The 25778-nt window shown below is 70.8% G+C and carries 27 protein-coding genes and 1 tRNA gene; 24 read left to right on the forward strand and 4 right to left on the reverse strand.

Features of this window, described 5'->3' with window-relative positions; translation table 11 throughout:
• Window positions 1–35 precede the first annotated feature (35 nt).
• On the reverse strand, window positions 36–500 hold the full coding sequence (locus ACSBPG_RS21300; protein WP_435539224.1) for an outer membrane protein assembly factor BamE: 465 nt from the start codon (window positions 498–500) through the stop codon (window positions 36–38).
• Between the two features lie 178 nt (window positions 501–678).
• Here ACSBPG_RS21300 and ACSBPG_RS21305 point away from each other — a divergent pair, with 178 nt between their 5' ends.
• From ACSBPG_RS21305 to ACSBPG_RS21360, 12 genes are all read left to right on the forward strand, one after another.
• A complete protein-coding gene (locus tag ACSBPG_RS21305) occupies window positions 679–1233 on the forward strand; it encodes a ubiquinol-cytochrome C chaperone family protein (RefSeq protein ID WP_435539225.1) in 555 nt (184 codons plus the stop codon).
• Between the two features lie 96 nt (window positions 1234–1329).
• Complete coding sequence (locus ACSBPG_RS21310; protein ID WP_435539226.1) at window positions 1330–1908, forward strand: YceD family protein; 579 nt, start codon at window positions 1330–1332, stop codon at window positions 1906–1908.
• Between the two features lie 110 nt (window positions 1909–2018).
• A complete protein-coding gene (gene rpmF, locus ACSBPG_RS21315) occupies window positions 2019–2201 on the forward strand; it encodes a 50S ribosomal protein L32 (RefSeq protein ID WP_435539227.1) in 183 nt (60 codons plus the stop codon).
• An 82-nt stretch (window positions 2202–2283) separates the two neighbouring features.
• Window positions 2284–3336 carry a phosphate acyltransferase PlsX gene (gene plsX, locus ACSBPG_RS21320; RefSeq protein WP_435539228.1) on the forward strand — a complete coding sequence of 351 codons (1053 nt, stop codon included), beginning with the start codon at window positions 2284–2286 and terminating at the stop codon, window positions 3334–3336.
• 5 nt (window positions 3337–3341) lie between these two features.
• A complete protein-coding gene (locus ACSBPG_RS21325) occupies window positions 3342–4316 on the forward strand; it encodes a beta-ketoacyl-ACP synthase III (RefSeq protein ID WP_435539229.1) in 975 nt (324 codons plus the stop codon).
• A gap of 101 nt (window positions 4317–4417) precedes the next feature.
• Entirely contained in the window at window positions 4418–4750 is a 333-nt protein-coding gene (locus ACSBPG_RS21330) for an integration host factor subunit alpha (protein ID WP_435539230.1), read from the forward strand.
• 23 nt (window positions 4751–4773) lie between these two features.
• Window positions 4774–5232: a MerR family transcriptional regulator gene (locus ACSBPG_RS21335; RefSeq protein ID WP_435539231.1), complete on the forward strand. Its 459-nt coding sequence runs from the start codon at window positions 4774–4776 to the stop codon at window positions 5230–5232.
• 74 nt (window positions 5233–5306) lie between these two features.
• A tRNA-Pro gene (locus ACSBPG_RS21340) sits at window positions 5307–5383 on the forward strand.
• 1197 nt (window positions 5384–6580) lie between these two features.
• Window positions 6581–7633, forward strand: a complete 1053-nt coding sequence (locus ACSBPG_RS21345) for a glycosyltransferase family 4 protein (protein ID WP_435539232.1) — start codon at window positions 6581–6583, stop codon at window positions 7631–7633.
• Between the two features lie 30 nt (window positions 7634–7663).
• Window positions 7664–9856 (forward strand): amylo-alpha-1,6-glucosidase, encoded by a 2193-nt coding sequence (locus ACSBPG_RS21350; RefSeq protein WP_435539233.1) that lies wholly within the window; start codon window positions 7664–7666, stop codon window positions 9854–9856.
• A gap of 110 nt (window positions 9857–9966) precedes the next feature.
• Entirely contained in the window at window positions 9967–10116 is a 150-nt protein-coding gene (locus ACSBPG_RS21355) for a hypothetical protein (RefSeq protein WP_435539234.1), read from the forward strand.
• Window positions 10117–10219: 103 nt separating this feature from the next.
• A complete protein-coding gene (locus ACSBPG_RS21360) occupies window positions 10220–12073 on the forward strand; it encodes an AI-2E family transporter (protein ID WP_435539235.1) in 1854 nt (617 codons plus the stop codon).
• Window positions 12074–12088: 15 nt separating this feature from the next.
• On the opposite strand, the gene ACSBPG_RS21365 is transcribed toward ACSBPG_RS21360, so the two are convergent.
• The 3 genes from ACSBPG_RS21365 to ACSBPG_RS21375 form a co-directional block, all read right to left on the reverse strand.
• On the reverse strand, window positions 12089–12211 hold the full coding sequence (locus ACSBPG_RS21365; protein ID WP_435539236.1) for a hypothetical protein: 123 nt from the start codon (window positions 12209–12211) through the stop codon (window positions 12089–12091).
• A gap of 128 nt (window positions 12212–12339) precedes the next feature.
• Window positions 12340–12732 carry a c-type cytochrome gene (locus ACSBPG_RS21370; RefSeq protein ID WP_435539237.1) on the reverse strand — a complete coding sequence of 131 codons (393 nt, stop codon included), beginning with the start codon at window positions 12730–12732 and terminating at the stop codon, window positions 12340–12342.
• On the reverse strand, window positions 12732–12938 hold the full coding sequence (locus ACSBPG_RS21375) for a hypothetical protein (protein WP_435539238.1): 207 nt from the start codon (window positions 12936–12938) through the stop codon (window positions 12732–12734). Before ACSBPG_RS21375 ends, ACSBPG_RS21370 begins: the two co-directional genes overlap by 1 nt.
• 366 nt (window positions 12939–13304) lie before the next feature.
• Here ACSBPG_RS21375 and ACSBPG_RS21380 point away from each other — a divergent pair, with 366 nt between their 5' ends.
• From ACSBPG_RS21380 to ACSBPG_RS21435, 12 genes are all read left to right on the forward strand, one after another.
• Window positions 13305–13760: a (2Fe-2S)-binding protein gene (locus ACSBPG_RS21380; RefSeq protein WP_435539239.1), complete on the forward strand. Its 456-nt coding sequence runs from the start codon at window positions 13305–13307 to the stop codon at window positions 13758–13760.
• 14 nt (window positions 13761–13774) lie between these two features.
• The gene (locus ACSBPG_RS21385; protein WP_435539240.1) at window positions 13775–15946 is read left to right on the forward strand and encodes a molybdopterin cofactor-binding domain-containing protein; all 2172 of its coding nucleotides are present in this window, start codon (window positions 13775–13777) and stop codon (window positions 15944–15946) included.
• Between the two features lie 17 nt (window positions 15947–15963).
• Window positions 15964–16401, forward strand: a complete 438-nt coding sequence (gene soxX, locus ACSBPG_RS21390; protein ID WP_435539241.1) for a sulfur oxidation c-type cytochrome SoxX — start codon at window positions 15964–15966, stop codon at window positions 16399–16401.
• Entirely contained in the window at window positions 16401–16850 is a 450-nt protein-coding gene (locus tag ACSBPG_RS21395) for a thiosulfate oxidation carrier protein SoxY (RefSeq protein ID WP_435539242.1), read from the forward strand. The genes soxX and ACSBPG_RS21395 overlap by 1 nt, the downstream gene beginning before the upstream one ends.
• 9 nt (window positions 16851–16859) lie before the next feature.
• Window positions 16860–17189: a thiosulfate oxidation carrier complex protein SoxZ gene (soxZ, locus tag ACSBPG_RS21400; RefSeq protein ID WP_435539243.1), complete on the forward strand. Its 330-nt coding sequence runs from the start codon at window positions 16860–16862 to the stop codon at window positions 17187–17189.
• Entirely contained in the window at window positions 17186–17947 is a 762-nt protein-coding gene (gene soxA / locus ACSBPG_RS21405; protein WP_435539244.1) for a sulfur oxidation c-type cytochrome SoxA, read from the forward strand. The genes soxZ and soxA overlap by 4 nt, the downstream gene beginning before the upstream one ends.
• A 12-nt stretch (window positions 17948–17959) precedes the next feature.
• A complete protein-coding gene (locus tag ACSBPG_RS21410) occupies window positions 17960–19234 on the forward strand; it encodes an FCSD flavin-binding domain-containing protein (protein ID WP_435539245.1) in 1275 nt (424 codons plus the stop codon).
• A gap of 319 nt (window positions 19235–19553) precedes the next feature.
• Window positions 19554–20297 carry a response regulator gene (locus ACSBPG_RS21415; protein WP_435539246.1) on the forward strand — a complete coding sequence of 248 codons (744 nt, stop codon included), beginning with the start codon at window positions 19554–19556 and terminating at the stop codon, window positions 20295–20297.
• Window positions 20294–21712 carry a sensor histidine kinase gene (locus tag ACSBPG_RS21420; RefSeq protein WP_435539247.1) on the forward strand — a complete coding sequence of 473 codons (1419 nt, stop codon included), beginning with the start codon at window positions 20294–20296 and terminating at the stop codon, window positions 21710–21712. Before ACSBPG_RS21415 ends, ACSBPG_RS21420 begins: the two co-directional genes overlap by 4 nt.
• Window positions 21713–22007: 295 nt before the next feature.
• Window positions 22008–22319, forward strand: coding sequence for a hypothetical protein (locus ACSBPG_RS21425; protein WP_435539248.1), 312 nt, complete (start codon window positions 22008–22010; stop codon window positions 22317–22319).
• 128 nt (window positions 22320–22447) lie between these two features.
• The gene (locus ACSBPG_RS21430) at window positions 22448–22720 is read left to right on the forward strand and encodes a hypothetical protein (RefSeq protein WP_435539249.1); all 273 of its coding nucleotides are present in this window, start codon (window positions 22448–22450) and stop codon (window positions 22718–22720) included.
• 67 nt (window positions 22721–22787) lie between these two features.
• Window positions 22788–25748 carry a PAS domain S-box protein gene (locus tag ACSBPG_RS21435; RefSeq protein ID WP_435539250.1) on the forward strand — a complete coding sequence of 987 codons (2961 nt, stop codon included), beginning with the start codon at window positions 22788–22790 and terminating at the stop codon, window positions 25746–25748.
• The last annotated feature ends 30 nt before the right edge of the window (window positions 25749–25778 follow it).

Below are 25778 nucleotides of genomic sequence, written 5' to 3' on the forward strand. Positions count from 1 at the left end.
CGCCGGCGCCGGTGCGCCGGCGGGGCGGCGGCGGCTCAGAGGCCGCCCGGGCCCTTCTGCTGTTCCTTGGCGCCGAAGCGGCCGAAGTTGCCGAGCATCTGCTCCAGGAAGCCCAGCTCGCGGCCGTGGGTCGGCGTCGTGCGCGAGACGACCTCGATGTCCTGGCCGGCGCTGGCGTCGAGCTGCTTCACCTCGCTGACGACGCCGCCCGGATCGAAGGCGACGATGAGCACCTTGCGCTCCACCACCTCGGGCTGGAAGAACGCCGTCTTCTCCGTGCGCTGGCCGATGTAGTACCAGACGTTCGGGTCGAAGGTGCCGATCTGGGTCGGGGTGCCCAGCAACGCCGCCACGTCCTCCCGGCGGCTTTGCCCTTCCTTGATGGCGGCGACCTGCTCGGTGTCGGTCAGGTTGCCGCGGGTGGCCACGGTCGGCGCACAGGCGGTCGCGGCGAGGCCGGCAAGCGCGACCGCAAACAGCGTGTGGATCGGTTTCGTCATGGCGCTCAGCTCGTTTTCCAGGCACGGGCGCAGGCGACGCTTGACGGCGTACCCCCTTCGTCCCAAATGGGAGGGACAATCGCACTGGGCGCTTGCGACTGTCAACGTCGGCGCGGCGCCGATTCGTTTTGCCACAGCCCGGCGCCACCGTGCCGCCGCAGCCGAGGGTTCCCGAGCCGTGTTCGACCGCCTGTTCCGCCGCCGTCGCGACCTGGATGCCGGCAGCGACTTCTACGCCGCCATCGTCGCCCAGGCGCGGTGCGAGACCTTCTACCGCGACCTCGGCGTGCCCGACACCATCGACGGGCGCTTCGACCTGGTGGCGCTGCACGTGTTCCTCGCCATGCACCGGCTGAAGGGGCAGGGGGCGGCGGCCGACGCCCGCGCCCGCCAGCTCTACGACATCATGGTGGTCGATTTCGACCGCACCTTGCGCGAGCTGGGGGTCGGCGACAGCGGCATCGGCCGCCGGGTCACCGCCATGATCCGCGCCATCACCGGCCGCATCGCCGCCTACGACCGGGCGCTCGCGGCGGCCGACGCGAGGGCGCTGGAGGTGGCGCTGGACAACAATCTCTACGGCACCGTGCACGACGTCGATCCCGCCGCGCTCGCGGCGCTCGCCGCCTACATCCGGATGCAGGTCGGGGTGCTGGCGGGGCAGCCGGTCGAGGCGCTGCTGGACGGCGCCATCCGCTTCGCGCCTCCGGCCGCGCCGGCGCATTCGGGGTAGCCGGCGAACCGCCGGGCGACGCGCCTGTTGGCAAGCGTGGCGGGCGATGTGGTTTAGTGGGGCGCGGTGGAGAAACGGACCGAGATGGGACCGGACATGGAGCAAGGTACGACGCACGGCACTTCCCACGGCGCTCCGGCGCCGGAGTTCTCGCGGCTTGTCGTCGCCGACCGCATGCCGCGCGACGAGGTCGTCGAGGAGATCGCCGCCACCGAGGCGGAGCGGCGGGCGTTGGCGGCGCGCTTCGAGCTGGAGGCGATCGACCGCCTCGAGGCCACCGTCCGGCTGCGCCGGACCGGCGGCGACATGGTCCGCGTGACCGGCGAGCTGCGGGCCGACGTGGTGCAGACCTGCGTCGTCACCCTGGAGCCGGTGCGCAACGCGGTGGCCGAGCGCTTCGAGGCGCTGTTCGCTCCGGAGTCGCTGGTGCCCGAGGACGGCGACGAGGTGGAGATCGACTTCGACGCCGCCGCCCTCGACGAGGACGTGCCGGAGGCGATGGACCGCGGGCGCATCGACATCGGCGAGCTGGTCGCGCAGCACCTGTCGCTGGCGCTCGATCCCTATCCGCGCGCGCCCGGCGTGGCGCTGCCCGACGCCGGGGAGGAGGAGGCTCCGGCGGACGCCAAACCCAACCCGTTCGCGGTGCTGGAGCGCCTGAAACGCCCCCATTGAGCGGGTCGGAACATGCTTGCCCTTGGCGCGGGTTTGCCGTATTGAATGCGGCTCGCGTCAGGCGGCCCCTTTTCGGGCCGCCTTTTCCAATGATATGAGAGTATACCGTCATGGCCGTTCCCAAGAAGAAGACCTCCAAGTCCCGGCGCAACATGCGGCGCTCGCACCACGCCCTGTCGACCAACAGCTACGCCGAGTGCCAGAACTGCGGCGAGCTGAAGCGCCCCCATCACGTCTGCGGCTCGTGCGGTCACTACGACCAGCGTGAAGTGGTGAAGACCACGGCGGCTTGATGCCGCCGGCCGGTCACCACGGCGGCCCGACGCCGCCGGTCCGCCGGTGCGCCCTTCGTTCGCAGCAGGGAGTCCGTCCGAGGTGAGCCAGCGCCTGACCATCGCCCTTGACGCCATGGGTGGCGATCACGCGCCCGACATGGTGGTCGCCGGAGCGGAGATCGCCCGCGAGCGTCACCCCGACGTGCACTACCTGCTGGTCGGCGACGCCGCGCGGATCGAGCCGCTGCTGGCCAAGCGCCCGGCCCTCAAGGCGGTCAGCGAGGTGGTGCACACCACCGAGGCGGTGGCCGGCGACGCCAAGCCGTCGACGGCGTTGCGCGCCGGACGCCAGTCCAGCATGCGCCTCGCCATCGATGCGGTGGCGCAGGGGCGGGCGGCCTGCGTCGTCTCGGCCGGCAACACCGGCGCGCTGATGGCGATGGCGAAGTTCGTGCTGAAGACGCTGCCCGGCATCGACCGGCCGGCGATCGCCTCGTTCTTCCCGACCCAGCGCGGCGAGAGCGTGATGCTCGACCTCGGCGCCAACACCGAGTGCTCGGCCGACAATCTGGTGCAGTTCGCCCTGATGGGATCGGTCTTCGCCCGCACCGTGCTCGGGCTGGCGGAGCCGAGCGTCGGCGTGCTGAACATCGGCTCAGAGGACGTCAAGGGCAACGACACGGTGCGCGGCGCCGCCTTGCGGCTGCGGGCGATGCCGTTGCCCGGCCGCTTCCACGGCTTCGTCGAGGGCACCGACATCGCGGCCGGAACGACCGACGTGATCGTCACCGACGGCTTCACCGGCAACGTGGCGCTGAAGACGGCGGAAGGGACGGCGAAGCTCTACACCGAGTTCCTGCGGCGCACCTTCCAGGCCTCCCTCACCGCCCGGCTCGGCTATCTGCTGGCGCGCTCGGCCTTCAGGAAGCTGAAGCACCGCACCGATCCGCGCCGCTACAACGGGGCGATGTTCCTCGGCCTGCGCGGCGTCTGCGTGAAGAGTCACGGCGGCACCGACGCCGTGGGCTTCGCCAATGCGGTCGGCGTGGCCCTGAACCTGGCGGCGAACCGGTTCAACGACAAGATCATGGAAGAGATGCAGCGTCTCGCCAACGCCCCGTCGCTTCCCGGCACCAAGGCGGCGGCGGTCTGAAATCCATGGTCAAACGTTCGCGGATCGTTGGTTGCGGCTCCTACCTGCCGGCCAACGTCGTCACCAACGAGGAACTCACCCGGCGGGTCGACACCTCGGACGAGTGGATCGTCCAGCGCACCGGCATCCGCTCCCGTCACATCGCCGCCGACGGCGAGCTGACGTCGGATCTGGCGATCGCCGCGGCGCGCGCGGCGCTCGACCGCGCCGGCCTGAGCGGCGGCGACATCGATTGCGTGGTGCTCGCCACCACGACCCCCGACAACACCTTCCCCTCCACCGCCACCAAGGTGCAGGCCGGGCTCGGCATGACCCGCGGCTTCGCGCTGGACGTGCAGGCGGTGTGCGCCGGCTTCATCTACGCCCTGTCGGTGGCCGACACGTTCCTGCGCACCGGCCAGGCGAACCGCGCGCTGGTGATCGGCGCCGAGACCTTCTCGCGCATCCTCGACTGGAACGACCGCACCACCTGCGTGCTGTTCGGCGACGGTGCCGGCGCGGTGGTGCTGGAGGTGGGGGAGGGCACCGGAACCGCGGCGGACCGCGGCATCCTGTCGACCCACCTGCATTCCGACGGGCGCTACTACGACCTGCTCTACGTCGACGGCGGCCCGTCGACCACCGGCACCGCCGGCTGCGTGCGCATGCACGGGCAGGAGGTGTTCCGCCACGCCGTCACCAAGCTGTCGGAGGTGGTGGAGGAGGCGCTGGTCGCCAACGGGCTGGAGCCCTCGGCGGTCGACTGGCTGGTGCCCCATCAGGCCAACCGCCGCATCATCGACGGCATCGCCCGCAAGCTGAAGCTGCCGCCGGAGAAGGTCGTCCTGACCGTCGACCGCCACGGCAACACCTCGGCGGCGTCGATCCCGCTGGCCCTGGCCGAGGCGGTGGACGACGGCCGGATCAAGCGCGGCGACCTCATCCTCATGGAGGCGATCGGCGGCGGCCTCACCTGGGGAGCGGCCCTGGCGCGCTGGTAGAATCCGCGCGGCCATCCTCGCGACTTGAGCCAAGCTTTTGAATTGACGGGGTTCCCGCGTCGCTCTACCGTTTCCTCGAACGTCCGGGGAGGGGCAGAGCGATGTCCGAGCACACCGTCACGCGCGCCCAGTTGAGCGAGGCCGTGTACCACGAGGTCGGCCTGTCGCGCAACGAATCGGCCGACCTGGTGGAGCATGTGCTGAACGAGGTGGCCGACGCGCTCGCCCGCGGCGAGATGGTCAAGATCTCGTCGTTCGGCAGCTTCCAGGTCCGCCAGAAGGGCCAGCGGGTGGGCCGCAATCCGAAGACGGGGGAGGAGGTGCCGATCCTGCCGCGGCGTGTCCTGGTGTTCCGCGCCAGCCACGTGCTGAAGGACCGCATCAACCAGGGCCTCGCCGAGCACGAGGCCGGTGCCGTCAAGGCGGCGTCCTGAACCGGCGAGGAGCCGCGCGCCGGATGAGACCCCACGCACCCGCGAAATCGGCGACCGCGTTCCGCACCATCAGCGAAGTGTCGGAGGAGCTCGACGTGCCGCAGCACGTCCTGCGCTTCTGGGAGACCCGATTCCCGCAGATCCGGCCGCTGAAACGGGGCGGCGGCCGTCGCTACTACCGCCCCGAGGACGTCGAGCTGCTGCGGCGCATCCAGAGCCTGCTGTACCAGGAAGGCTACACCATCAAGGGGGTGCAGCGCCTGCTGCGCGAGCACCGCGGCACCCTGCCGGCCGTCGGGCTCGTTCCCGCCCCGCCGCCGGACGAGGTCGACGACGCGGCCGATGCGGCGATTCCCGGCGAGGCGGAGCACGAGGCCGCCGACGCGCCCGGCCTGTCCGACGAGGTGCGCCAGACCATCGAGGACGTGGTGGCCGAATTGAAGGCCCTGCGTGCCCTGCTGGGACCGGCGACGGAAACGTGAGCGGAGCGAAACGGAAGGGTTGCGTCGTGCCCGTCCGGTGGCTATATATGCCGCCCACACCGGTTCCGGGCTGACGGAGCGTAGCGCAGCCTGGTAGCGCATCAGACTGGGGGTCTGGGGGTCGCAGGTTCAAATCCTGTCGCTCCGACCATATCCCGGACCGGTGGAAAGGCCCCGAAGTCTTTGGACTTCGGGGCCTTTTGCATGACGGGAGTGGCGCTTCCTTCCGCGATCCAGGTGGCTTTGCGGGCGTGGCTTTCGGTTCCAGCAATCATCCAGCAATCATGGTGCGGCTCGTGACGGCGCGTTGCCAGCGGCTCCGGCGCATAGCGCCGGACCGAGCGCTACGGGCCAAGGCCCGCCGAGCCGTGCCACTGCGCATCTCGTCGTTCCGGTGACGATCTCCGCCGCAGTCCGACGGGGCAGGCCTGTGGCCTCGGCCCATCGAATCGACGCGGGACTCGGTCGAACTCTACCCCGGGCCCGGCGGCGCCCGGCGCTACAGCGTCGAGGTGCAGTTCACCGCCAGCGAGGTGCACATCCTGGAGGATGGCCGCCTCGTTATCTTCCACGCCGTTCAGGAAAGCCGGAGCAAGTGCCGCATCCCACATCCTGCTGCTGTCCGGCGGTGTCCCAGAGCGTGGTGTAGGAGCGCGGCTATTCGGACGCCACCATTGCCGGCCTTCTGGGGCACAATCGGCGGGGCGTTGCCTCACGGTATGTTCATCGGCCGGATTCCGCCTTGTAATCGGCGGCAGAAGACGTCTGCACGACGACGCCTGAAGCCATTGCAGCGCCAAGTCTTTGACAGTGACAGCGGCGTCAATGATGGAACGGCCCCCCCGGCTGTATGGCGGGACCGAACGCATCGTCTCCTGTCTGACCGTGGCTCTGACGGCGCACTTTCCTGCCATCACCTCGGATCGCACGCCCATGGACGCGACGTCCGGCACGATGCGGGTCGCCTTCGGGAAGAGCCGGGTGCGGGAAAGCCGTAAGCCCGGATCCGTGAGGGCGAAAGCCGAATGGCTGAGCTGCTCGACCACGACCGGCATTCATCCAACAATCCGCCGCTCAACGAGTAAAATAAACATCGGAATGATGCGGTTGAAGTTGCATCTTTCGTCCTAAATTAATGGTTCTGAGTTGAAGCGTCTGTTTGATGGCTTCGCCGACGCGCGCAGTCACCTAAATAATCCCGATAATAAACGCTAATTCGGCGGGCCGATTGGGGAGGCCGCCGGCAACGCCACCGGGTTGCCGGCGAACGACGATCGTTCGCAAAGACATCACCCATTTGAATTCCGGCTGGCCGATCGGGGCGGCAGCCACCACCAGGAGGCCGACCGTGAGAATTGCCCAGATCGCACCCTTGATGGAACGGGTTCCCCCGCGGCTGTACGGCGGGACCGAACGCATCGTCTCCTATCTGACCGAGGCGCTGGTCGGAGAAGGCCACGCCGTCACCCTGTTCGCGAGCGGAGATTCCGTCACCGCCGCAAGCCTCGTCGCCTGTTCCGGCGAGGCCCTGCGCCTCGACCCGGCGATCCTGGACATCGTCCCCCACATGTCCCTGATGCTCGAGAAGGTCCGGCAGCGGGCCGACGAGTTCGACGTTCTCCACTTCCACATCGACTGCGTGCAGATGCCGCTTCTTCGCGAACTCGGGTCGCGAGCCGTGACGACCCTGCACGGGCGGCTCGACCTGCCCGATCTGCAGCCCTTCTACCGCGAGTTCTCGGACGTCCCCCTGGTGTCCATCTCGATGGCGCAACGCGCCCCGATGCCGCCGGTGAACTGGGTCGGGACCGTGTATCACGGCCTGCCGGCGGCCGGCTATCCGACGCCGGGAGGCGCGGGAGAAGGGTATCTCGCCTTTCTCGGCCGGATCTCGCCGGAAAAGCGCCCGGACCGCGCCATCGAGATCGCCCGTCGTGCCGGCATGCCCCTGCGCATCGCCGCGAAAGTGGACAAGGTGGACCAAGCCTATTTCGCCGGGAAGATCGAACCCCTGATCGACGGGCGTCAGGTCCAGTTCATCGGTGAAGTCGACGAGGCCCAAAGGCTCGATTTCCTCGGCAAGGCGGATGCGCTTCTGTTTCCGATCGATTGGCCGGAACCCTTCGGTCTCGTCATGATCGAGGCGATGGCCTGCGGAACGCCCACCATCGCCTTCCGTTGCGGCTCGGTCCCCGAGGTCATCGACCACGGAATCAGCGGCTTCATCGTCGACAACGTCGACCAAGCCGTCGAAGCCGTCCGCCGCTTGCCGGAACTCGACCGGTCCGACGTGCGACGCCGGTTCGACGCGCGCTTCACCGCTGCGCGCATGGCGTCCGACTATCTCGCCATTTATGAGCGACTGACGCTCGGCCGTGCCGCGCCGCGCCGCGCCGCCTGATTCCGGAATTCCAGACAAGGACACAGGCCCATGCTCAACGCCGTCGAACGGCCGACTCAGCCGGGTGCCACGGGGGTGCCGCAGTTCTATATCGCGGCGACCTCTTCGCTTCAGGAGCGCCGGCCGCGCATGCTGAAGCACGGCGACACCTTTGCCGTCTTCGACCACAACGGCGACGTGCTCGCCGGCCCCTCGACCCCGGAAGGGCTCTTCCATCGCGACACCCGCTATCTGTCGCACCTCGACCTGTCCATCAACGGACAGCGGCCGATGCTCCTGAGTTCGACCGTCCGTTCGGACAACGCGCTGCTGACGTGCGATCTGACCAATCCGGATCTCTTCGACAGCGACCAACTCCTGATGGAAAAGGATACGATCCACATCCGCCGGGCCACGTTCCTGTGGCGGCAGACCTGCCGTGAGCGGATCTCCGTCCGCAACCATGGCCTTGCCGAGCAGCGTGTTCGCATCGGGATACGCTTCGCCTGCGACTTCGCCGACCTGTTCGAGGTCCGCGGATCAAGCCGGCCAAGGCGTGGGGAGATGGGCGTCCCGGACGTCGGCCCGGATCGGGTCACGCTCCGCTACGCCGGTCTCGACCAGGTCGTGCGCACGACACGCCTCGGCTTCGAACCGACGCCATCGGCGCTGACGGCGGATTCAGCCGCCTGGGAGGTGCTGCTGAAGCCCCACGAGCAGGTGTCCTTCTTCGTCGACATCGCCCTGGACGATCGCGTCACCGACCTCTCGCCCGCGCTGGGCTTCATGCGGGGGCTGCGACAGGCCCGGCGGGCCCTGGGCGCCTCCAGGTCGCGTGCGGCCGGGGTTTCAACCTCCAATTCGGTCTTCGACGAGACCCTGGAGCGGTCGTCCGCGGATCTCTACATGCTGATGACCGACAAGCCCGGCGGCCCCTATCCTTACGCCGGCATTCCCTGGTTCAACGCCCCCTTCGGGCGCGACGGCCTGCTCACCGCGCTTCAGATGCTCTGGTCCGATCCGGAAGTGGCGAAGGGGGTCCTGCATTTCCTCGCCGCCACCCAGGCGACGGAGGAGATACCGGAAGCCGACGCCGAGCCCGGCAAGATTCTCCACGAGGCTCGGGGCGGCGAGATGGCCGCGCTGGGTGAAGTGCCCTTCCGGCGCTATTACGGCAGCGCCGATTCGACGCCGCTCTTCGTGATGCTGGCGGGTGCCTATCTGGAACGGACCGGCGACTTCGAGGCGATCCGGTCGATCTGGCCGAACGTCAAGGCGGCGCTCGCCTGGATCGACCGCTACGGCGACCGCGACGGGGACGGGTTCGTCGAATATGGCCGCCGGACCGACGAAGGGCTCGCCAACCAGGGTTGGAAGGACAGCCACGATTCCGTCTCCCATGCCAACGGCAGCATGGCCCAGGGCCCGATAGCGCTCTGCGAAGTCCAGGCCTACGTGTATGCGGCCAAGCGTGCGGGGGCGGCCCTGGCCCGCCGCGCCGGCGAAGACGCGTTGGGCGACCGGTTCGAACGGTCCGCCGAAGAGCTTCGCGTTCGCTTCGAGGCGGCGTTCTGGTGCGAAGACCTGGGAACCTATGCGATCGCGCTCGACGGCGAGAAGCGGCCCTGCCGGATCCGCAGCTCGAACGCCGGGCATGCCCTGTTCGCCGGCATCGCCTCGCCCGAACGCGCGGCGCGTGTCGCCGACAGCCTGATGAGCCCGCAGTCCTTCTCCGGCTGGGGCATCCGCACCCTTGCGTCGAACGAAGCGCGCTACAATCCCATGAGCTATCACAACGGCTCGATCTGGCCACACGACAATGCCCTGATCGCGATGGGGTTCGAGCGCTACGGCTTTTTCGATCGGACGATGCGGATCTTCGAGGGGCTGTTCGCCGCCGCGGCCTTCATCGATCTCCGCCGTCTTCCGGAGCTGTTCTGCGGCTTTCCCCGCCGTCCGGGCCGTGGGCCCACCTTCTATCCCGTCGCCTGCGCCCCGCAGGCCTGGGCGGCGGCCACGCCGCTGGGGCTCCTGGGGGCGAGCCTGGGCCTGCGGTTCGATCCGGAGAACAGGGCAATCCGCTTTTGGCGGCCATCCCTGCCCGCCTTCCTCGACCGGGTCGATCTCAGGGGATTGGCGTTGTGCGGCTCCCGGGTCGATCTCAGGCTCACCCGCTACCGTGACAGCGTTGCCGTAACGGTGATCGGCCGCGAAGGGGATCTCGGCGTCGAAACCGTGCTCTGAAGACGTTCGCCAAGCGGCGGCGGCCGCGGCGGTGCTGCCGTGTTGGCCGGTCACGGAATCCGGGGTTCCCGGAAGGGCGCGCGGAATCCGACATGAAGGGAAGTGGCGCCATGGATGCGATCATCATCATGGCAAGCTTTGCCGCGGTCGTTCCCGCGTCCGTTTCGCCGGGAGGTAACCCAGGGTGGATCTACGGGACCGTGGCCGTCGTCGTCGCCTCGTGGTACGGGGCCGCCTATCTCGCCCGGCGGCATCACTGACCGCCGGCGGCCGACGGGACGCCTCTGCCGGGATGCCGTTCCGGTGGAACCGCTCCGGCGGTCCGCGTGTTCAGACCAGGGCCTGAAGCAGCGGAAGCGGCCCATGCCTGCCTCCAAACCCGAGGACGCCGCCTCCACGCTCCGGGCGCGGCCGATCCCCGTCTCCCCCGCGGCTCCGCCTGCCGCGCCGCAGACGACGCTCCTCACCGTGGCGGCGGTCGTCGCCATCCTCTATCTCGGGCGTGACCTGCTGGTGCCATTCGCTCTGGCGGTCCTGCTCAGCTTCGTGCTCAGCCCCATCGTCTCCCGTCTGGAACGCTGGCGCATTCCGCGCATCCCCGCCGTCGTCATGGTCGTGGTGCTGGTCTTCGCCCTGGTGACGGCGTTCGGCAGCGTGGTCGGCAGCCAGATCGCCGACCTGGCCGAGAACCTGCCGACATACGAGCGCAACATCCGCGCCAAGATCCAGGCTCTGGGCGATCAGGCGGGGGCCGGCGGCGGGATGCTGGGACAGGCGTCGGAGATGGTGCGCGGCCTCAGGGAGGAACTCGACCGCGTGGCCGATCAGGCGGAGGCGCCGGCCCCCGGCCCGGACGGCCGGGCGTCACCCGAACCGGTCCCGGTCCGGGTGGCGCCGCCGGACGCCGAGCCCCTGGAGGTGCTGCAGCGCGTCCTGGGTCCGGTGCTGGCGCCGCTGGCGATGGTGGGCATGGTCCTGGTCTTCACCATCTTCATGCTGCTGCAGCGCGAAGACCTGCGCGACCGCCTGATCCGCCTCGTCGGGTCCGGCGATCTGTCGCGCACGACCGCGGCGATGAGCGATGCGGGCAAGCGGGTCAGCCGCTACCTGCTGATGCAGGTGGCGGTGAACGTGACCTACGGCATTCCCATCGGGGCCGGTCTGGCCCTTCTCGGCGTGCCGAATCCGATCCTGTGGGGCGTGCTGGCGACCGTGCTGCGCTTCATCCCGTTCGTCGGCCCGGTGATCGCGGCCAGCTTTCCCATCTTGCTGTCCTTCGCCGTCGATCCCGGATGGACGCTGCCGCTGCTGACGGTCGCGCTGTTCCTCGCGGTCGAGCTGTTCAGCAACAACGTGGTCGAGCCGTGGCTCTATGGCACGGCCACGGGCCTGTCGTCGGTCGCCATCATCGTGGTGGCGCTGTTCTGGACCATGCTCTGGGGTCCGGTGGGCCTTCTGCTCGCCACGCCGCTCACCGTCTGCCTCGTCGTCATCGGCCGCTACGTCCCGCACCTCCGGTTCCTGGAGGTGATGTTCGGCGACCACCCCGTGCTCCCCGACGAGGCGAAGATCTATCAGCGCCTGTTGGCCCGCGACCCCGAGGAGGCCGTCGAGATCTGCGAGGAGCTTCTCGCCGAACGTTCGATGATCGAGCTGTACGACGAGGTCCTGCTCGCCGCCCTGTCCCTGGCCGAACAGGATCGTCAGCGCGGCCACCTCGACGCCGAGGGCCGCGCCGCCGTCGCCCGCGGGGTCGCCGGCATGCTGGACGAGTTGGCCGACGTGGACGCGCCGGACCCCGGCCCGGCCGTCGCCGGCCTGGTCCTCTCCATCGGCGCGCGCAACGATCTGGACGAAATGGCGGCCGCCTTGCTGAGCGACCTCCTCCGCCGGCACGGGACAGAATCCACCACCTTGCCCTGCGAGGCGGTGGGACCGCGTGCCATCGCCGAGGTGCCGCGGGACGGGGTGCGGGCGGTGGTGCTGTCCTACCTGAACCCGTCCGCCCTGCCGCACGCCCGCCGTCTGGCACGCCGCCTGCGCCGCCACTTCGGCCCGCGCGTTCCGATCGTCCTCGGACTGTGGAGCGCGCATCCGGAAGCGCGGGCGAGCGACCACGCCATTGCCGAGACCGCGGCCGATGGCGCGATCAGCAATCTGGCCGGCGCCATCGCGCATCTGGAACGCCTGGGCTTCGAGGCGGACAGGGCGGCGTGAACCGGGGACCGCGCCCTACTGCCGGGCCGAGGGTGAACCTGGAGGGATGACCACCGTCACGGTGGTGCCGGTGCCGGACGCGATGACGGCCTCCCCGCCGATCTGCCCGGCCAGCAGTTGCACCAGCGTCAGGTTCAAATCCTGACGCTCCGACCATATCCCGGGCCGGTGGCGGAATGCCCCGAAGTTCACGAACTTCGGGGCATTTTCGTATGCGCGGCCTGGGCGGTCTGACGGACGGCGGCGGCGGACGGCCGAGGCCGGAGTCACCCGGGCTGGCCGGAGAGCCGGCGCAGATACGCGATCAGCAGCGCGCGCCGCCGTTGATCGGGGACCGCCACCGTCATGCTCGTTCCGGGCACCGTCCGCCGGGGATCGGCGAGGTAGTCGTCCAGCGTCCGCTCGTCCCAAACGATCGCCGACTCCTCCAGCGCGGCCGAGTAGCGCGCCCCTTCGACGGAACCGGCCGCACGGCCGAACACGCCGGACAAGGTCGGGCCGATGCGGTTGCGGCCGACGTCCGTGCTGTGGCAGGTCCCGCACCGCGCGCGGAACTCCCGGGCCCCTTCGGTCGCGGCATCCTGCGCCGATGCGGAGCGGGCGTCCGCCACGGCGGCGACCACGAGCAGCAGCGCCGTCGCGGGCATGTTCGGCCTCATCAGACGGCGCTCCCCGTGCATGGGGACGTCCCCGGGGTCCCGTGCACGGCGGCATGCGTTCCACCCTGGGCGCCGGCGGGCGTCGGCCAGTCGCATACGGCGGGGAGCAGGAGCGCGAGGCCGGTGACGGCGACGATCGCGAGATCGGCCGGTCCGGGGGACGGCACGTGATCGCGCCAGCGGTAATCCACGAACTCGTTCAGCATTTCTCGTCCTCCTGGCCAATGACGGCTGCCGCCGGCGTGACCGGCGCTTGCGCGCGGCTCCGGCGGCGGGGTGCGTCTTAGCAGGAGGGTGTCGCGGATCTTTGCCCGCATCCGGGGGTGTTCGTCGCAAGCTGTCGCAAATCGACGGGCCGACAAAGTCTGATGCAAAAAACACCGGCGGGAGCGGGTGGCCCGGGAGACCGCCGGGCGGGGCCGCCGCCGCCTCGCCCGGCATGATGTATCAAACTGTGTCAGGCGCCCGGCCCGGCACGGTCTGCGACAAAGTTCCGTTCGCGGGACAAAGTTTCAAGACACCTCTCCCCTAGAACGGCCTCGTCAGCTCTTCTCGCAGCGGAGGTGGGATTCATGGCCAGGATCAACGTCAACGGAAAGGCCGTCGAGGTCGACGCCGACGGGACGACGCCGTTGCTCTGGGTGCTTCGCGAGCACCTCGACCTGACGGGCACCAAGTACGGCTGCGGCGTCGCCCAGTGCGGCGCCTGCACCGTCCACGTGAACGGGGTGGCGCAACGGTCCTGCGTCCTGCCGCTGGACGCGGTCGCCGAGACCGACCGGATCGTGACGATCGAAGGCCTGTCGGCCGACGGCTCGCACCCCGTGCAGAAGGCCTGGGTCGAGCTCGACGTGCCGCAATGCGGCTACTGCCAGGCCGGCATGATCATGGCGGCGGCGGCCCTGCTGGCGCGCAGCCCGCAACCGACCGACGCCGACATCGACGGCGAGATCACCAACATCTGCCGCTGCGGGACCTACCGGCGCGTGCGCGCCGGCATCCACCGGGCGGCGGACCAGAAGGCGTGAGGGGGCCGGACGCCATGACCACGACATTGGACGTGACGCGCCGCGGCTTCATCGTCGGCGCCGGCGCCGCCGGGTTCACGCTGGGCTTTCCGATCCCCTTCCTGGGGATCGCGGCCCGGGCGCAGGTCGGCTATCCCGACGAGATCAACGCGTGGGTGGTGGTGAAGCCCGACGAGCGGGTGATCATCCGCATCGCCCGTTCGGAGATGGGGCAGGGCACCCTCACCGGCCTTGCCCAGCTGGTCGCCGAGGAGTTGGAGTGCGACTGGGCGAACGTCACCACCGAGTACCCGACGCCGGCCACCAACCTGGAGCGCGGGCGCGTCTGGCAGAGCTTTTCCACCGGCGGCAGCCGCGGCATCCGCGAGTCCCACGAGTACGTCCGCCAGGGCGGGGCGGCGGCCCGCCTGATGCTGGTCGCGGCGGCCGCCAAGGACTGGGGTGTTCCGGCCGGCGAGTGCCGGGTCAGCAAGGGCGTGATCACGCACGCGCCTTCGGGCCGCACCACCACCTACGGGGCGGTGGCCGAGGCGGCCTCCCGGCTCGCGGTGCCGACCGACGTGCCGCTCAAGGACCCGAAGGACTGGACGATCGCCGGCAAGCCGCTGAAGCGCCTGGACACGGCCGACAAGGTTACGGGCAAGCAGATCTACGGCGCCGACTTGAAGCTGCCGGGAATGCTGAACGCGACGATCCGGCAGTGCCCGGTGTTCGGTGGGAAGATCCGGTCGTTCGACGCGGCCGCGGTCCTGTCGATGCCGGGCGTGAAGACGGTGGTTGCGGTCGACGACAACGCGATCGCCGTGGTCGCCGAGCGCTGGTGGCAGGCCAAGACCGCGCTCGACGCCCTGCCGATCGCCTGGGACGAGGGCGAGCACGCGGCCGTCACCAGCGACTCCATCGACGCCTTTGTGCGCGAGGGGTTGACGGCGGAACAGGCCTTCGTCGGCAACCGCAACGGCGACGCGGAGGCGGCGCTGGCGGCCGCGGCGCGGACGGTCGAGGCGACCTACGCCTACCCCTACCAGCACCACGCCACCATGGAGCCCATGAACGCGACGGCGCGGTGGACGGAGGACCGCTGCGAGGTCTGGTGCCCGACCCAGAACGGCGAGGCGGCGCTGGCCGCCGCGGCCGACGCCGCCGGGCTGCCGCCGCAGCAATGCGACGTCCACAAGCTCCACCTCGGCGGTGGCTTCGGCCGGCGCGGCGCCGTCCACGACTACGTCCGCCAGGCCGTGCTGATCGCCCGGGAGATGCCGGGCACGCCGGTCAAGCTGCTGTGGACCCGCGAGGAGGACATGGCGCACGGCTCCTACCACCCGATCACCCGGTGCAAGCTGACCGCCGGGCTCGATGCGCAGGGCAACCTGACGGCCCTGCGGGTGCGCCTCGCCGGGCAGTCGATCCTGGCCGGGCTCATGCCGCAGCGCCTGAACGGCGGCGCCGATCCCGTCGCCTTCCAGTGCTTCGCCCCGGGGGGCGAGCACGGGTTCGCCTACAGCGTGGCGAACCTGCTGATCGACCACGCCATGCGCAACCCGCACGTGCCGCCGGGCTTCTGGCGCGGCGTGAACGCCAACCACAACACCATCTACACCGAGTGCTTCCTCGACGAGGTGGCGCACGCCGCGGGCCGGGATCCGCTGGAGTTCCGGCTGGCGCTGATGGCCGACCATCCGAAGAACGCGGCGGTGCTGCGGGCCGTCGCGGAACGGGCCGGCTGGGGCACGCCGGCGTCGGCGGGCGTGTTCCGGGGCCTGGCGCAGTGCACCGCCTTCGGCAGCCACATCGCGGCCTGCGCCGAGGTGTCGGTGACCGGCGGCCGGGTGAAGGTCCACCGGATCGTCGCGGCCACCGACAGCGGGCACGTGGTGAACCCGCAGCAGATCGAGGCGCAGGTCGAGGGCTCGTTCGTCTACGGCCTCTCGGCGATGCTGTACGGCGAGTGCACCGTGGCCGCCGGCCGCATCGAGCAGCAGAACTTCGACACCTACCAGGTCATGCGGATCGACGAGATGCCCGAGGTGGAGACCATCGTCATGCCGTCCGGCGGCTTCTGGGGCGGGGTCGGCGAGCCGACCATCGCGGTGGCGGCACCGGCGGTGCTGAACGCCATCTTCGCGGCCACCGGCAAGCGCATCCGCGAGCTGCCGCTGGCGAAGCACGATCTGGCCTCGGCGTGAGTCCGAACGGTCCGGTCATGCTGGCGCTTTGGGCGCTCGCCGCGGCGGGCGCCCGGGCCGCCTGGGGCGGCGAGCTGGTGCCGTTCGTCGTCCGCGGCGACGCCGTGCCGGCGCCGCTGGCCGGGCTGGCCGGCGATCCGCGGCGCGGGCGGGCGGTCGTGCTCGACCGGCGGCGCGGGAACTGCCTGATCTGCCACGCGGTTCCGGCGGCGGGCGAACCCTTCCAGGGCGAGCTCGGACCGGCCTTGGCCGGCGTCGCGTCGCGGCTGGACGGCGGGCAGATCCGCCTGCGGCTGATCGACCAGAGCCGGATCAACCCGGACACCATCATGCCGCCCTATTACCGGGTCGAGCGGCTGACCGACGTGGCCCCGGAGTACCGGGGCCGGCCGGCCCTCGACGAACAGGAGATCGAGGACGTCGTGGCCTATCTCCAAACCTTGACGGATCGATGATGCCGACGCGCAGAGAGATCATGGCGGGCGTCGGTCTGGCCGGCGGGCTGGCCTTGCTGCCCCGCGGCGGATGGGCGACGCCGGCGCTGCGCGACGAGGCGATGGCGGCTCTGACCAAGGGCGCCGCGATTTCCGACGGGGGGATGACCTTGACCATCCCGGCGGTGGCCGAGAACGGACTGTCGGTCTACACGACCGTCGCCGTCGACTGCCCGATGACGGCGGACGACCACGTCCGCGCCATCCACATCCTGTCGGAGCAGAACCCGATCGCCCATCTCCTGACCTTCCACCTCGGCCCGCGGTCCGGAATCGCCAAGGTGTCGACGAACATCCGGCTCGCCGCGTCGCAGGAGGTCACGGCGCTTGCCGAGATGAGCGACGGCCGCTTCCGGCGCGACCGCAAGACGGTCATCGTCACGATCGCCGCCTGCATCGACGGCGGATAGGAGGAGCCCATGGCACTGCCAGCCGCCCGCGTGTCGATGCCCGCCGAGGCCAGGCCGGGCGAGGTCCTGGAGATCAAGGCGCTGATCCGCCACCCCATGGAGACCGGCTACCGCGTGGACTCCCGGGGGCAGCCGATCGCCCGGCACATCGTGCGGCGCTTCGCCGTCGCCTACGACGGCGAGGAGGTCTTCCGCATGGACCTGACCCAGGGCGTCGCCGCCAATCCCTTCATCGCCTTCACCACGGTCGCCACCCGCAGCGGCGACCTGGTGTTCACCTGGGAGGACGACCGCGGCGACGTCGTCACGGTCCGCAAGAGCCTGGTGGTGACGGCATGAGGTGCCGCCGCGGCTCCGTCCTGGTGGCGCTGCTCCTGCCCACGCTGGCATCGGCCGAGCCGTTGCCGTCGGGCACCGCCTTGCTCAGCGACGACCTCAGGGCCATGCAGGCGGACGACACCGTCAATCCCGGCATGCTGTGGGTCGACGAGGGGGCGCGGCTGTGGGATGCCGCGCAAGGACCGGCCGGCAAGGCGTGCGCGTCGTGCCATGGCGTGGCCGGGGAGAGCATGCGCGGCGTGGCGACCCGCTATCCGGCGGTCGACGCCGGCAGCGGCGACCTGCTGAACCTCGAAGGCCGGATCAACCGGTGCCGGACGCGGCACCAGGGAGCCGAGCCGCTCGCCTACGAGTCCGACGCCTTGCTCGGCCTGACGGCGTTCGTCGCCCGGCAGTCGCTCGGCCTGCCGATGGCGGTCGAGACCGGCGGCGCGGCGGCGCCGTTCCACGCGGCGGGGCGGGCGCTCTTCCACCGCCGCCAGGGCCAGCTCAACCTCTCCTGCGCGCAGTGCCACGACGACAACGCCGGGCGGTCGCTGCGCGGCGACACGATCAGCCACGGGCTCGGCAACGGCTATCCCGCCTACCGCCTGGAGTGGCAGTCGCTCGGCTCGCTCCAGCGCCGCCTGCGGTCCTGCTCCTTCGGCGTCCGCGCCGTGCGGTTCGCCTACGGCTCGCCCGAGTACGTGAACCTGGAGCTGTACCTCGCCGGGCGCGCCGAGGGCGTCGCCATCGAAACGCCGGCCATCCGCCGATAACGGGAGACCGCCATGCTGACACGAAGGCATTTCCTCGCCGCTGCCGCGGGGTTGTCCGCCGCGGCGAGCGGCTTCGCGAAGCCGGCGATCGGCGGGGCGCGGCCGAAGGTGGTGATCGTCGGCGGCGGAGCGGGGGGCGCATCCGTGCTGCGGCGCCTGACCGACCGCGCCGGGGACTCCCTCGACATCACCCTGGTCGAGCCCCAGACCACCTACACGAGCTGCTTCTACTCCAACCTGTACCTCGGCGGTTTCCAGACGATCGACGTCCTGCAGCACGGCTACGAGGGGATCGCGAAGCGGCCCGGCGTCACCGTGGCCGCCGACGCCGCGACCGTGGTGGACCGGGAGCGCCGCCGCGTCACGCTGGCCGGCGGCGCGGCGCTCGACTATGACCGGCTCGTGCTGTCGCCCGGCATCGACCTCGACTACGGATCGGTGCCGGGCTGGTCGCGCGACGCCGAGGAGCGGATGCCGCACGCCTGGAAGGGCGGACGGCAGACGGAGCTGCTGAAGCGCCGCATCGACGCCGTGCCCGACGGCGGCCTCATCGTCGTCATCGCGCCGGCACCGCCGTACCGCTGCCCGCCCGGCCCCTACGAGCGGGTGTCGATGATGGCGCACGCGCTGTCCTCGACCGGCCGCAGCCGGGCGCGCATCGTCGTGCTGGACGCCAAGGATTCCTTCTCCAAGCAGCCGCTCTTCCAGCAGGGATGGGAGAAGCACTATCCCGGCATGATCGAGTGGATGCCGCCGGCCATCCACGCCGGCATCACCGCCGTCGACCCGGCGACCATGAGCGTCGAGACCGGGTTCGAGACCTACCGCGACGCCGATCTCGTGAACGTCATCCCGCGCCAGACCGCCGGCCGGATCGCCATCGACGCCGGCCTGACGTCGGACATCGGCTACTGCCCCATCGACCCGTTCACCATGGCGTCGCGGGTCGACCCGACGGTGTTCGTCCTGGGCGACGCGGCGATCGCCGGCGACATGCCGAAATCCGCCTTCTCGGCCGACAGCCAGGCGCAGGTGGTGGCGGACGTCATCGTCCGGGAACTGCTGGACGGGCCCGACGTGGCGGTCGCCTACCGCAACCGCTGCTGGAGCCTCATCGGCACCGAGGACAGCGTGTTCGTGGGCGGCCGCTACCGGCCGACCCCGGACCGGATCGAGGAGGTCGCGCGGGACATCTCGACCCTCGACGACACGGCCGTGACGCGCCGCCAGAACTACGTGGACTCCGCGGGATGGTACGCCGGGCTGACGACGCGGATCTTCGGCTGAAAGCGCGCCGTCCCCCGCCGGGGCCGGCGCGGGCGCCGTGCCCGGGCGGTGCGTCCGGCCCGCCGTGGGGTGCCCGGCCGGGCGGCGGGACGAGGTGGGGCGGAGCCGCCGGCCGGGCGTCGGCCGAGGGGCTTCAACCGACGGAACGATTTGTGGGGCCCAAATGTCGCCAGAGTTTGTCAGGCGGATCGGCGGAATGTGTCGGCCTGTCGCAAAGCCGGGGGACCGACATACTTTTCTACACTTTCCCGCTTTGGATGTCCGGTCCCCCGTGTCACGGTTCCCGGCAGACCGGCGCTCCCAGTTCGGACGATGCCCCATGCCGCTGACGACCGACGATTCCCCCGCCCACCTCCTGCTGGTCGACGACCACCGCGACATCCGCGAGACGCTGACCCGTTACCTGGAGCGCCACGGGCTGCGCGTCACCGCCGGGGAGGACGCGGCCGCCGCCCGGCGCGTGCTGCGCGCCGCCGCGCCGGACCTCGTCGTGCTCGACATCATGATGCCGGGAGAGGACGGCCTCAGCCTGTGCCGGCACCTGCGGGAGACCACCGACATTCCCGTCATCTTCCTGACCGCGCTCGGCGAATGCACCGACCGGGTGATCGGGCTGGAGATGGGGGCCGACGACTACGTGGTGAAGCCCTTCGAGCCGCGCGAGCTGCTGGCGCGGATCAAGGCGGTGCTGCGCCGCAGCCGCAGCCTGCCGGTGGGTCCCGCCCGCCGGCGCGGCGAGAGCCCGCGCCTGTCGTTCGACGGCTGGGTGCTCGACCTGGGGCGGCGCGAGCTGGTCGGCGCCGACGGGGTGGCGGTCTCCCTCAGCACGTCGGAGTACCTGCTGCTGGAGGCCTTCGTGCGCCACCCCGGCATCGTCCTGTCGCGCGACCAGCTCCTCGACCTGACCAAGGGCCGTGCCGCCGACGCCTTCGACCGCAGCATCGACAATCAGGTCAGCCGCCTCCGCCGCAAGGTCGAGGCCGATCCGCGCAACCCGGCTCTGATCAAGACCGTCTGGGGCGGCGGCTACTGCTTTGCCGCCGGCGTGAGTGACCTGCCGTGACCGGTCTGCTGAACCGCGCCGTGCCGCGGACCCTCTTCATGCAGATGGTCCTGCTGCTGGCGGCGGCCGTCGTCGTCGCCAAGCTGGGAAGCTGGCTCGCCTACATGGACGAGCGCGCCCTCGCCATGCAGCAGATGCGCGTGGACGACACGATCGCCAAGACGGCCGCTGCCATCCGGCTGATCTCGGTCGCCCCCGGCTCGTGGCACGACGACGTGCTGGAGGCGGTCAGCAGCCGCGAGTTCCGCTTCTCCTGGGACACCGAGGAACTCGCGGCCCACGTCCCGCCGACGCCGGAAGCCCTGGCCGCGCGCGACCGGCTGAAGGCGATGGTGGGGGATGCGGTCCGCGACGTGCGGGTGCTCATCAAACGGCCCGGCAGCACCGCCCTGGTGGCGCCCGACGGATCGGAGGAGCTGAAGTTCATGGTCTCGGCCCTCTTCCCCGACGGCCGCTGGCTGAACGCCGCCACCTACCGGACGCAACCGCCGCCGATGTCCAACAGCGCCATGTACGTTTCCGTGCTGACGTCGATCGGCATGGTGGCGCTGGTCGCCTTCTTCATATCCCGCCGCATTTCCCGCCCGCTCAACTCGATCAGCGTGGCGGCCGAACGGCTCGGGCGCGGGGAAGCCGTCGAGCTGGACGAGACGAAGGGGCCGACCGAGGTCCGTCGCGCGGCCGCCGCCTTCAACGCCATGGGGGCGCGGCTGCGGCGGTTCGTCGATGACCGCACGCGCATGCTGGCGGCGGTCAGCCACGACCTGCGGACCCCCATCACCAACCTGCGCCTGAGGGTCGAGCTGCTGGAGGAGGGCGAGACCAAGCAGCGCATGCTGGAGAACGTGAAGGAACTCCGCCTCACGGCGGAAGCCATGCTGTCCTTCGCCCGCGAGGAGGGCGGCGAGGACGCGCGGACGGTGGACCTCGCCTCGCTGGTCGAGAGCGTGTGCGAGGACATGGCCGATCTCGGCGCTCCGGTGACGTTCCAAGGGGCGCCGAAGCTGCCGGTCGTGTGCCGTCCCACGGCGATGCGGCGGGTGGTCCGCAACCTCGTGGACAACGCCATCGCCTACGGCGCCTCGGCCAAGGTCTCCGTCCTGCCGGAGGGCAACGAGGTCCGCGTCCTGGTCGAGGACCGGGGACCGGGGATCGCGCCGGACGAGCTTGAGCGGGTGTTCGAGCCCTTCGTGCGGCTGGAGGCATCGCGGAACCGGTGCACCGGCGGCGTCGGCCTGGGCCTCTCGATCGCCCGCTCCATCGCCCGCGGGCACGGTGGCGACATCCACCTGGAAAACCAGCCGGGCGGCGGGCTGTGCGCCGTTCTCGTCCTGCCGGCCGTGCCGGCCCTGCATGACCGCGTGGCGAGGCGCACGCATGGGCGGCCGATGGTGAACTGGGGCCGCCCGGTCTGAGATTCGGGCCGGCGCCCGCGGCCGGACCGCCGTCTCCGCCGGCCACCGCTTCACCACCACAGCGGCAGACGCGTGCGGCCCGTGCCCGCTGCGGCCGGTGCATCGGGTTGTGCGGTCGGCGTCGTTTGCGCCACGCCGGCCCGGAGGCGCCGGCGCACCCCGAACGAAGGGGGCGCCCCGACAGCGCCTCCCCTCCCTCTTCCGATCGCCGTGCCGGGCGGAACCGCTGCGGCGGCACGATGGTTTTTCCTGGGAGCGACCTCTTTCCCCCAGACCCGAGCGATGGGAGAACCGCATGTCCGGCGACGTCGAACACTCCGCCCGGCTCAAGCGCGACACGTCGCGCCGTGGGATGGACGCGGAAGCGGGGATGCGGTGCGTCCGCCACTCCCTCGCCAATCTCACCGCCGGCATCGTCGCGTCCGTGTCATCGATCGTCGCCTTCGTCGGGGCGACCGAATCCTTCCGCCCCGACGACAGCCGCGCCGCGGCGCTGACGATCGGCGCCGGCCTGGTCGTCTGCGCCTGGAGCGCCTTCCGCGCCAGCCGCTGCGATGCCGAGGCGGCGCGGGAACTGACGGGGCGGGCGCTCAAGGACCTTCCCTGACGCTGCGGCCCGCCGTCGGGTGGGCATCCGCAGCGGCGGGCGAAACGGCCCTGTTTATGGTTAACTAATAATTAATTGAGGATCTGCGAGGGTTCGAAGGTACGAAACCCTCGGGGTCCGATCGAACCATGCCCGTCCGAGTTCCCTCCGCCGATCCGGCGGTCCAGACCGCCGCCGGCCTGCGCGAGCCGGATGTGCAACTCGCCGCCATGGTGCCGCGCAGTGTGAAACGTGCGGTGCGCCGCCGTGCGGAGGAGGAGGGGACGACGGTCCGCAGCGTCGTGCTGCAGGCCCTCAAGCTTGCCGGGGTCGCCGACGTCGACGACGCGGAGATCGCCGACCGGCGCATCGCCGCCGGCGCCTTGCGCACGAACCCGGACCGCGTGGGCCGGCGCCGGTGACCCTACGCCGGCGAGTTGCGCCCGCTTCGGCGGCATGGCCGTCCGGTCACTCCACGGGCTCGTGCCGATGAGTCTGCTGCACCGTCTGATCCTGTTGGTCTGTCTGGCCCTGGTGCCGGCGGCGGCGATCGAGATCGACAACGAACTGCGCCTGCAGGCCCTGCGCGAGGCGGAGATACACCGCGACGCCGAGCACCTGGTGCGTCTGGTGGAGGGCGAGCACGTCCGTCTGGTCGAGGGCATCCGCCAGGTGCTGGTGACGCTCGCCCTGACCGACGCGGTGCGTGACGGCGACGACGCCCGGTGCCAAGCCCTTCTCGACCGGCTGCGGCCCGATTTTCCCGCCTATCAGCACATCCGCGTTGCCGGCCGCGACGGCCGGGTGCGCTGTGCCACCGACCGCGGGGCGGTGGGGATCGACATTTCCCGTGGCGTGCACGTCCGCCACGCGTTGGCGGGGGGCGGCTTCGGCACCGGCGAGCACATCTGGCAGCAGACGTCGGGAGCGTCGGCTCTGCCGTTCGCCATTCCCTACGTCGACGACGCGGGTCGGGTCGCCGGCGTGGTCACCGGCGTGATCGAGCTGGACTGGCTGAACCGTTATCTCGCCGCCAAGCCGCTGCCGCCGGGCACCTCCGTCACCATCGCCGACCGCGCCGGCGTCGTGCTCGCCCGCGTTCCGGAGATTCCCGGCTTCGTCGGCGACAGCGTCCCCGAACGCTATCGACCCTTCCTGCGGGCGACGACGCCGGGCACCGTCGAGATCGCCGGCTTCGACGGGGTGCAGCGGGTGGTCGGCTACAACGGGTCGAAGGACGGGCTGGAGGGCCTGTTCATCGCCGTGGGGCTCGACAAGGAGATGGCGGTGCAGCCGCTGCGCAACGCCATGCTGCGCGCCCTGGCGGCGATCGTGGTGGTGGTCGTCCTGACCCTGATCGGCGTCTGGTGGGGTGGGGAGCGCTTCCTGCGCCGGCCGATTGCCGCGCTGATCGGCGCCTCCGAACGCTGGCGGTCCGGCGATCTGTCGGCACGCAGCGGGCTGTCCGACACGCGATCCGACGTCGGCCGGCTGGCGCGCGCCTTCGATGCCATGGCCGCCGACCTGCAGCACCAGGCGCAACTGCGCGACGAGGCGAACCGGGCGCGCGCCGGCGTGCTGGCCCAGCTCAACGCGCTTCTCGAGCACGCCCCGGTCGGCTTCGCCTTCTTCGACCGGGATCGGCGCTACATCCGCGTCAACGAGGCGCTGGCGACCTTCAACGGGCTGGCCGCCGCGGACCACGTCGGCCGCACCGTGTCCGAGGTGATGCCGGATGGCGCGGCCACCCTGGACCCGATCCTCGACCGCATCTTCGCCGGCGGCGGCTCCGTCCAGAACCTGGAGGTGGTGTCGCGGACGCCGGCGGTGCCCGGCGTGCTGCGGCACTGGCTGACCAGCCTGTATCCCGTCGTCGACGACGGCACGATCAGCGCCGTCGGCGCGGTCGTGGTGGAGATCACCGAACTGCGCGATGCCGAGGCGGCGCGCCGTCGCAGCGAGGAGCGGTTCCGCGCCGTCTTCGAGCAGGCCGCCGTCGGCATCGAACGGGTCGCCCTGGACGGCCGGCTGCTCGATGCCAACGAGCGCCTGTGCGCGATGCTCGGCATGCCGCGCGACGACCTGGTCGGCGTCAATTTCCGCAGCCTGACCCATCCCGCCGACCTGCCCGCCGAGGAGGCGCTGCTCGACCGGCTTCTCGGCAGCGTGCTGCCGAGCTACGCCATCGAGAAGCGCTACCGGCACAGCGACGGGCGCTATCTCTGGGTGCGGGTGTCCTCGTCCCTTGCCCGGATCACCGGCTCCGAGGAGGCCTACCGCATCTCCGTCGTCGAGGACATCACCGAGCGTCGGGCGATGGAGGAGGCGGTCAGCCTCGCCAAGGAGGAGGCTGAGCGCGCGAATCTCGCCAAGACCAAGTTCCTGGCCGCCGCCAGCCACGACCTGCGCCAGCCGTTGCAGTCGCTGTTCTTCTTCATCGCCGCACTGACGCCCCATGTGGATGCGCGCGGCCGTGACGTGCTGCGCCACGTCGAGCGGGGGCTCGACGCTCTGAAAGAGCTGCTGGACAGCCTGCTCGACGTCTCGCGCCTCGATGCCGGGGTGGTGGAGCCGACCGTCGAGGAATTCGCCATCGGCGAGATTCTCGACCATCTCGAAGCCGCCTACGCCCCGGTCGCCCAGGGCAAAGGGCTGGGCTGGAGCGTCGGGCCCTGCCGGGCCGCCGTGCGCAGCGACCGCACCCTGCTGTCCCGGATGCTCCGCAATCTGGTCGAGAACGCCTTGCGCTACACGCCCCAGGGCGAGGTCTCGGTCCGCTGCGAGGCCGGCGACGGCGTCGTCACCGTCGTCGTCCACGACACCGGCATCGGCATCCCGCCCGACCATCTGGAGCGCATCTTCGAGGAGTTCCATCAGGTCGGCAATCCGGAGCGCGACCGCGGCCAGGGGCTCGGTCTCGGGCTGGCCATCGTGCAACGGCTGGCGCGCCTGCTCGACCACCCGGTGCGCGTGCGCTCGGAGGTGGGGCGCGGGTCGGAATTCCGGGTCACCGTGCCGCTGGGGGTGGCGGCGGAGCGGCCGCCCGAGGCTCCGGCGCCGTCGCCGGCCGCCAGGGGGCGGTTCGCCGTGCTGGTCGACGACGACGCCATCGTCCTGATGGGGCTGCGGGCGATCCTGGTGGAATGGGGTTACGACGTGCTGGTCGCCGGCACGCCCGACATGGCGCTGGAGCGCCTCAAGGCCGACGGCCGGCGGCCGGACATCGTGATCTCCGACTACCGCCTGCGCCACGGCCGGGTCGGCACCGAGGTGATCCTGCGGGTGCGCGAGATGGCCGGCGCCGACATCCCCGGGGTGATCCTGACCGGCGAGACCGGGCCGGAATGCCAGGAGGACGCGGCGCGCTACGGGCTGCGGGTGGTCTACAAGCCGGTGACGCCGCGCCAGCTGGTGGCTGCGCTCGACGAGCAGATGGGGGCGGCGGAGTAGCGCCTCGACCGGCCGACGCCGGCCGATCGA

Origin of the sequence: Azospirillum sp. ST 5-10, assembly GCF_051225715.1 — a bacterium.
Lineage (GTDB): Bacteria > Pseudomonadota > Alphaproteobacteria > Azospirillales > Azospirillaceae > Azospirillum.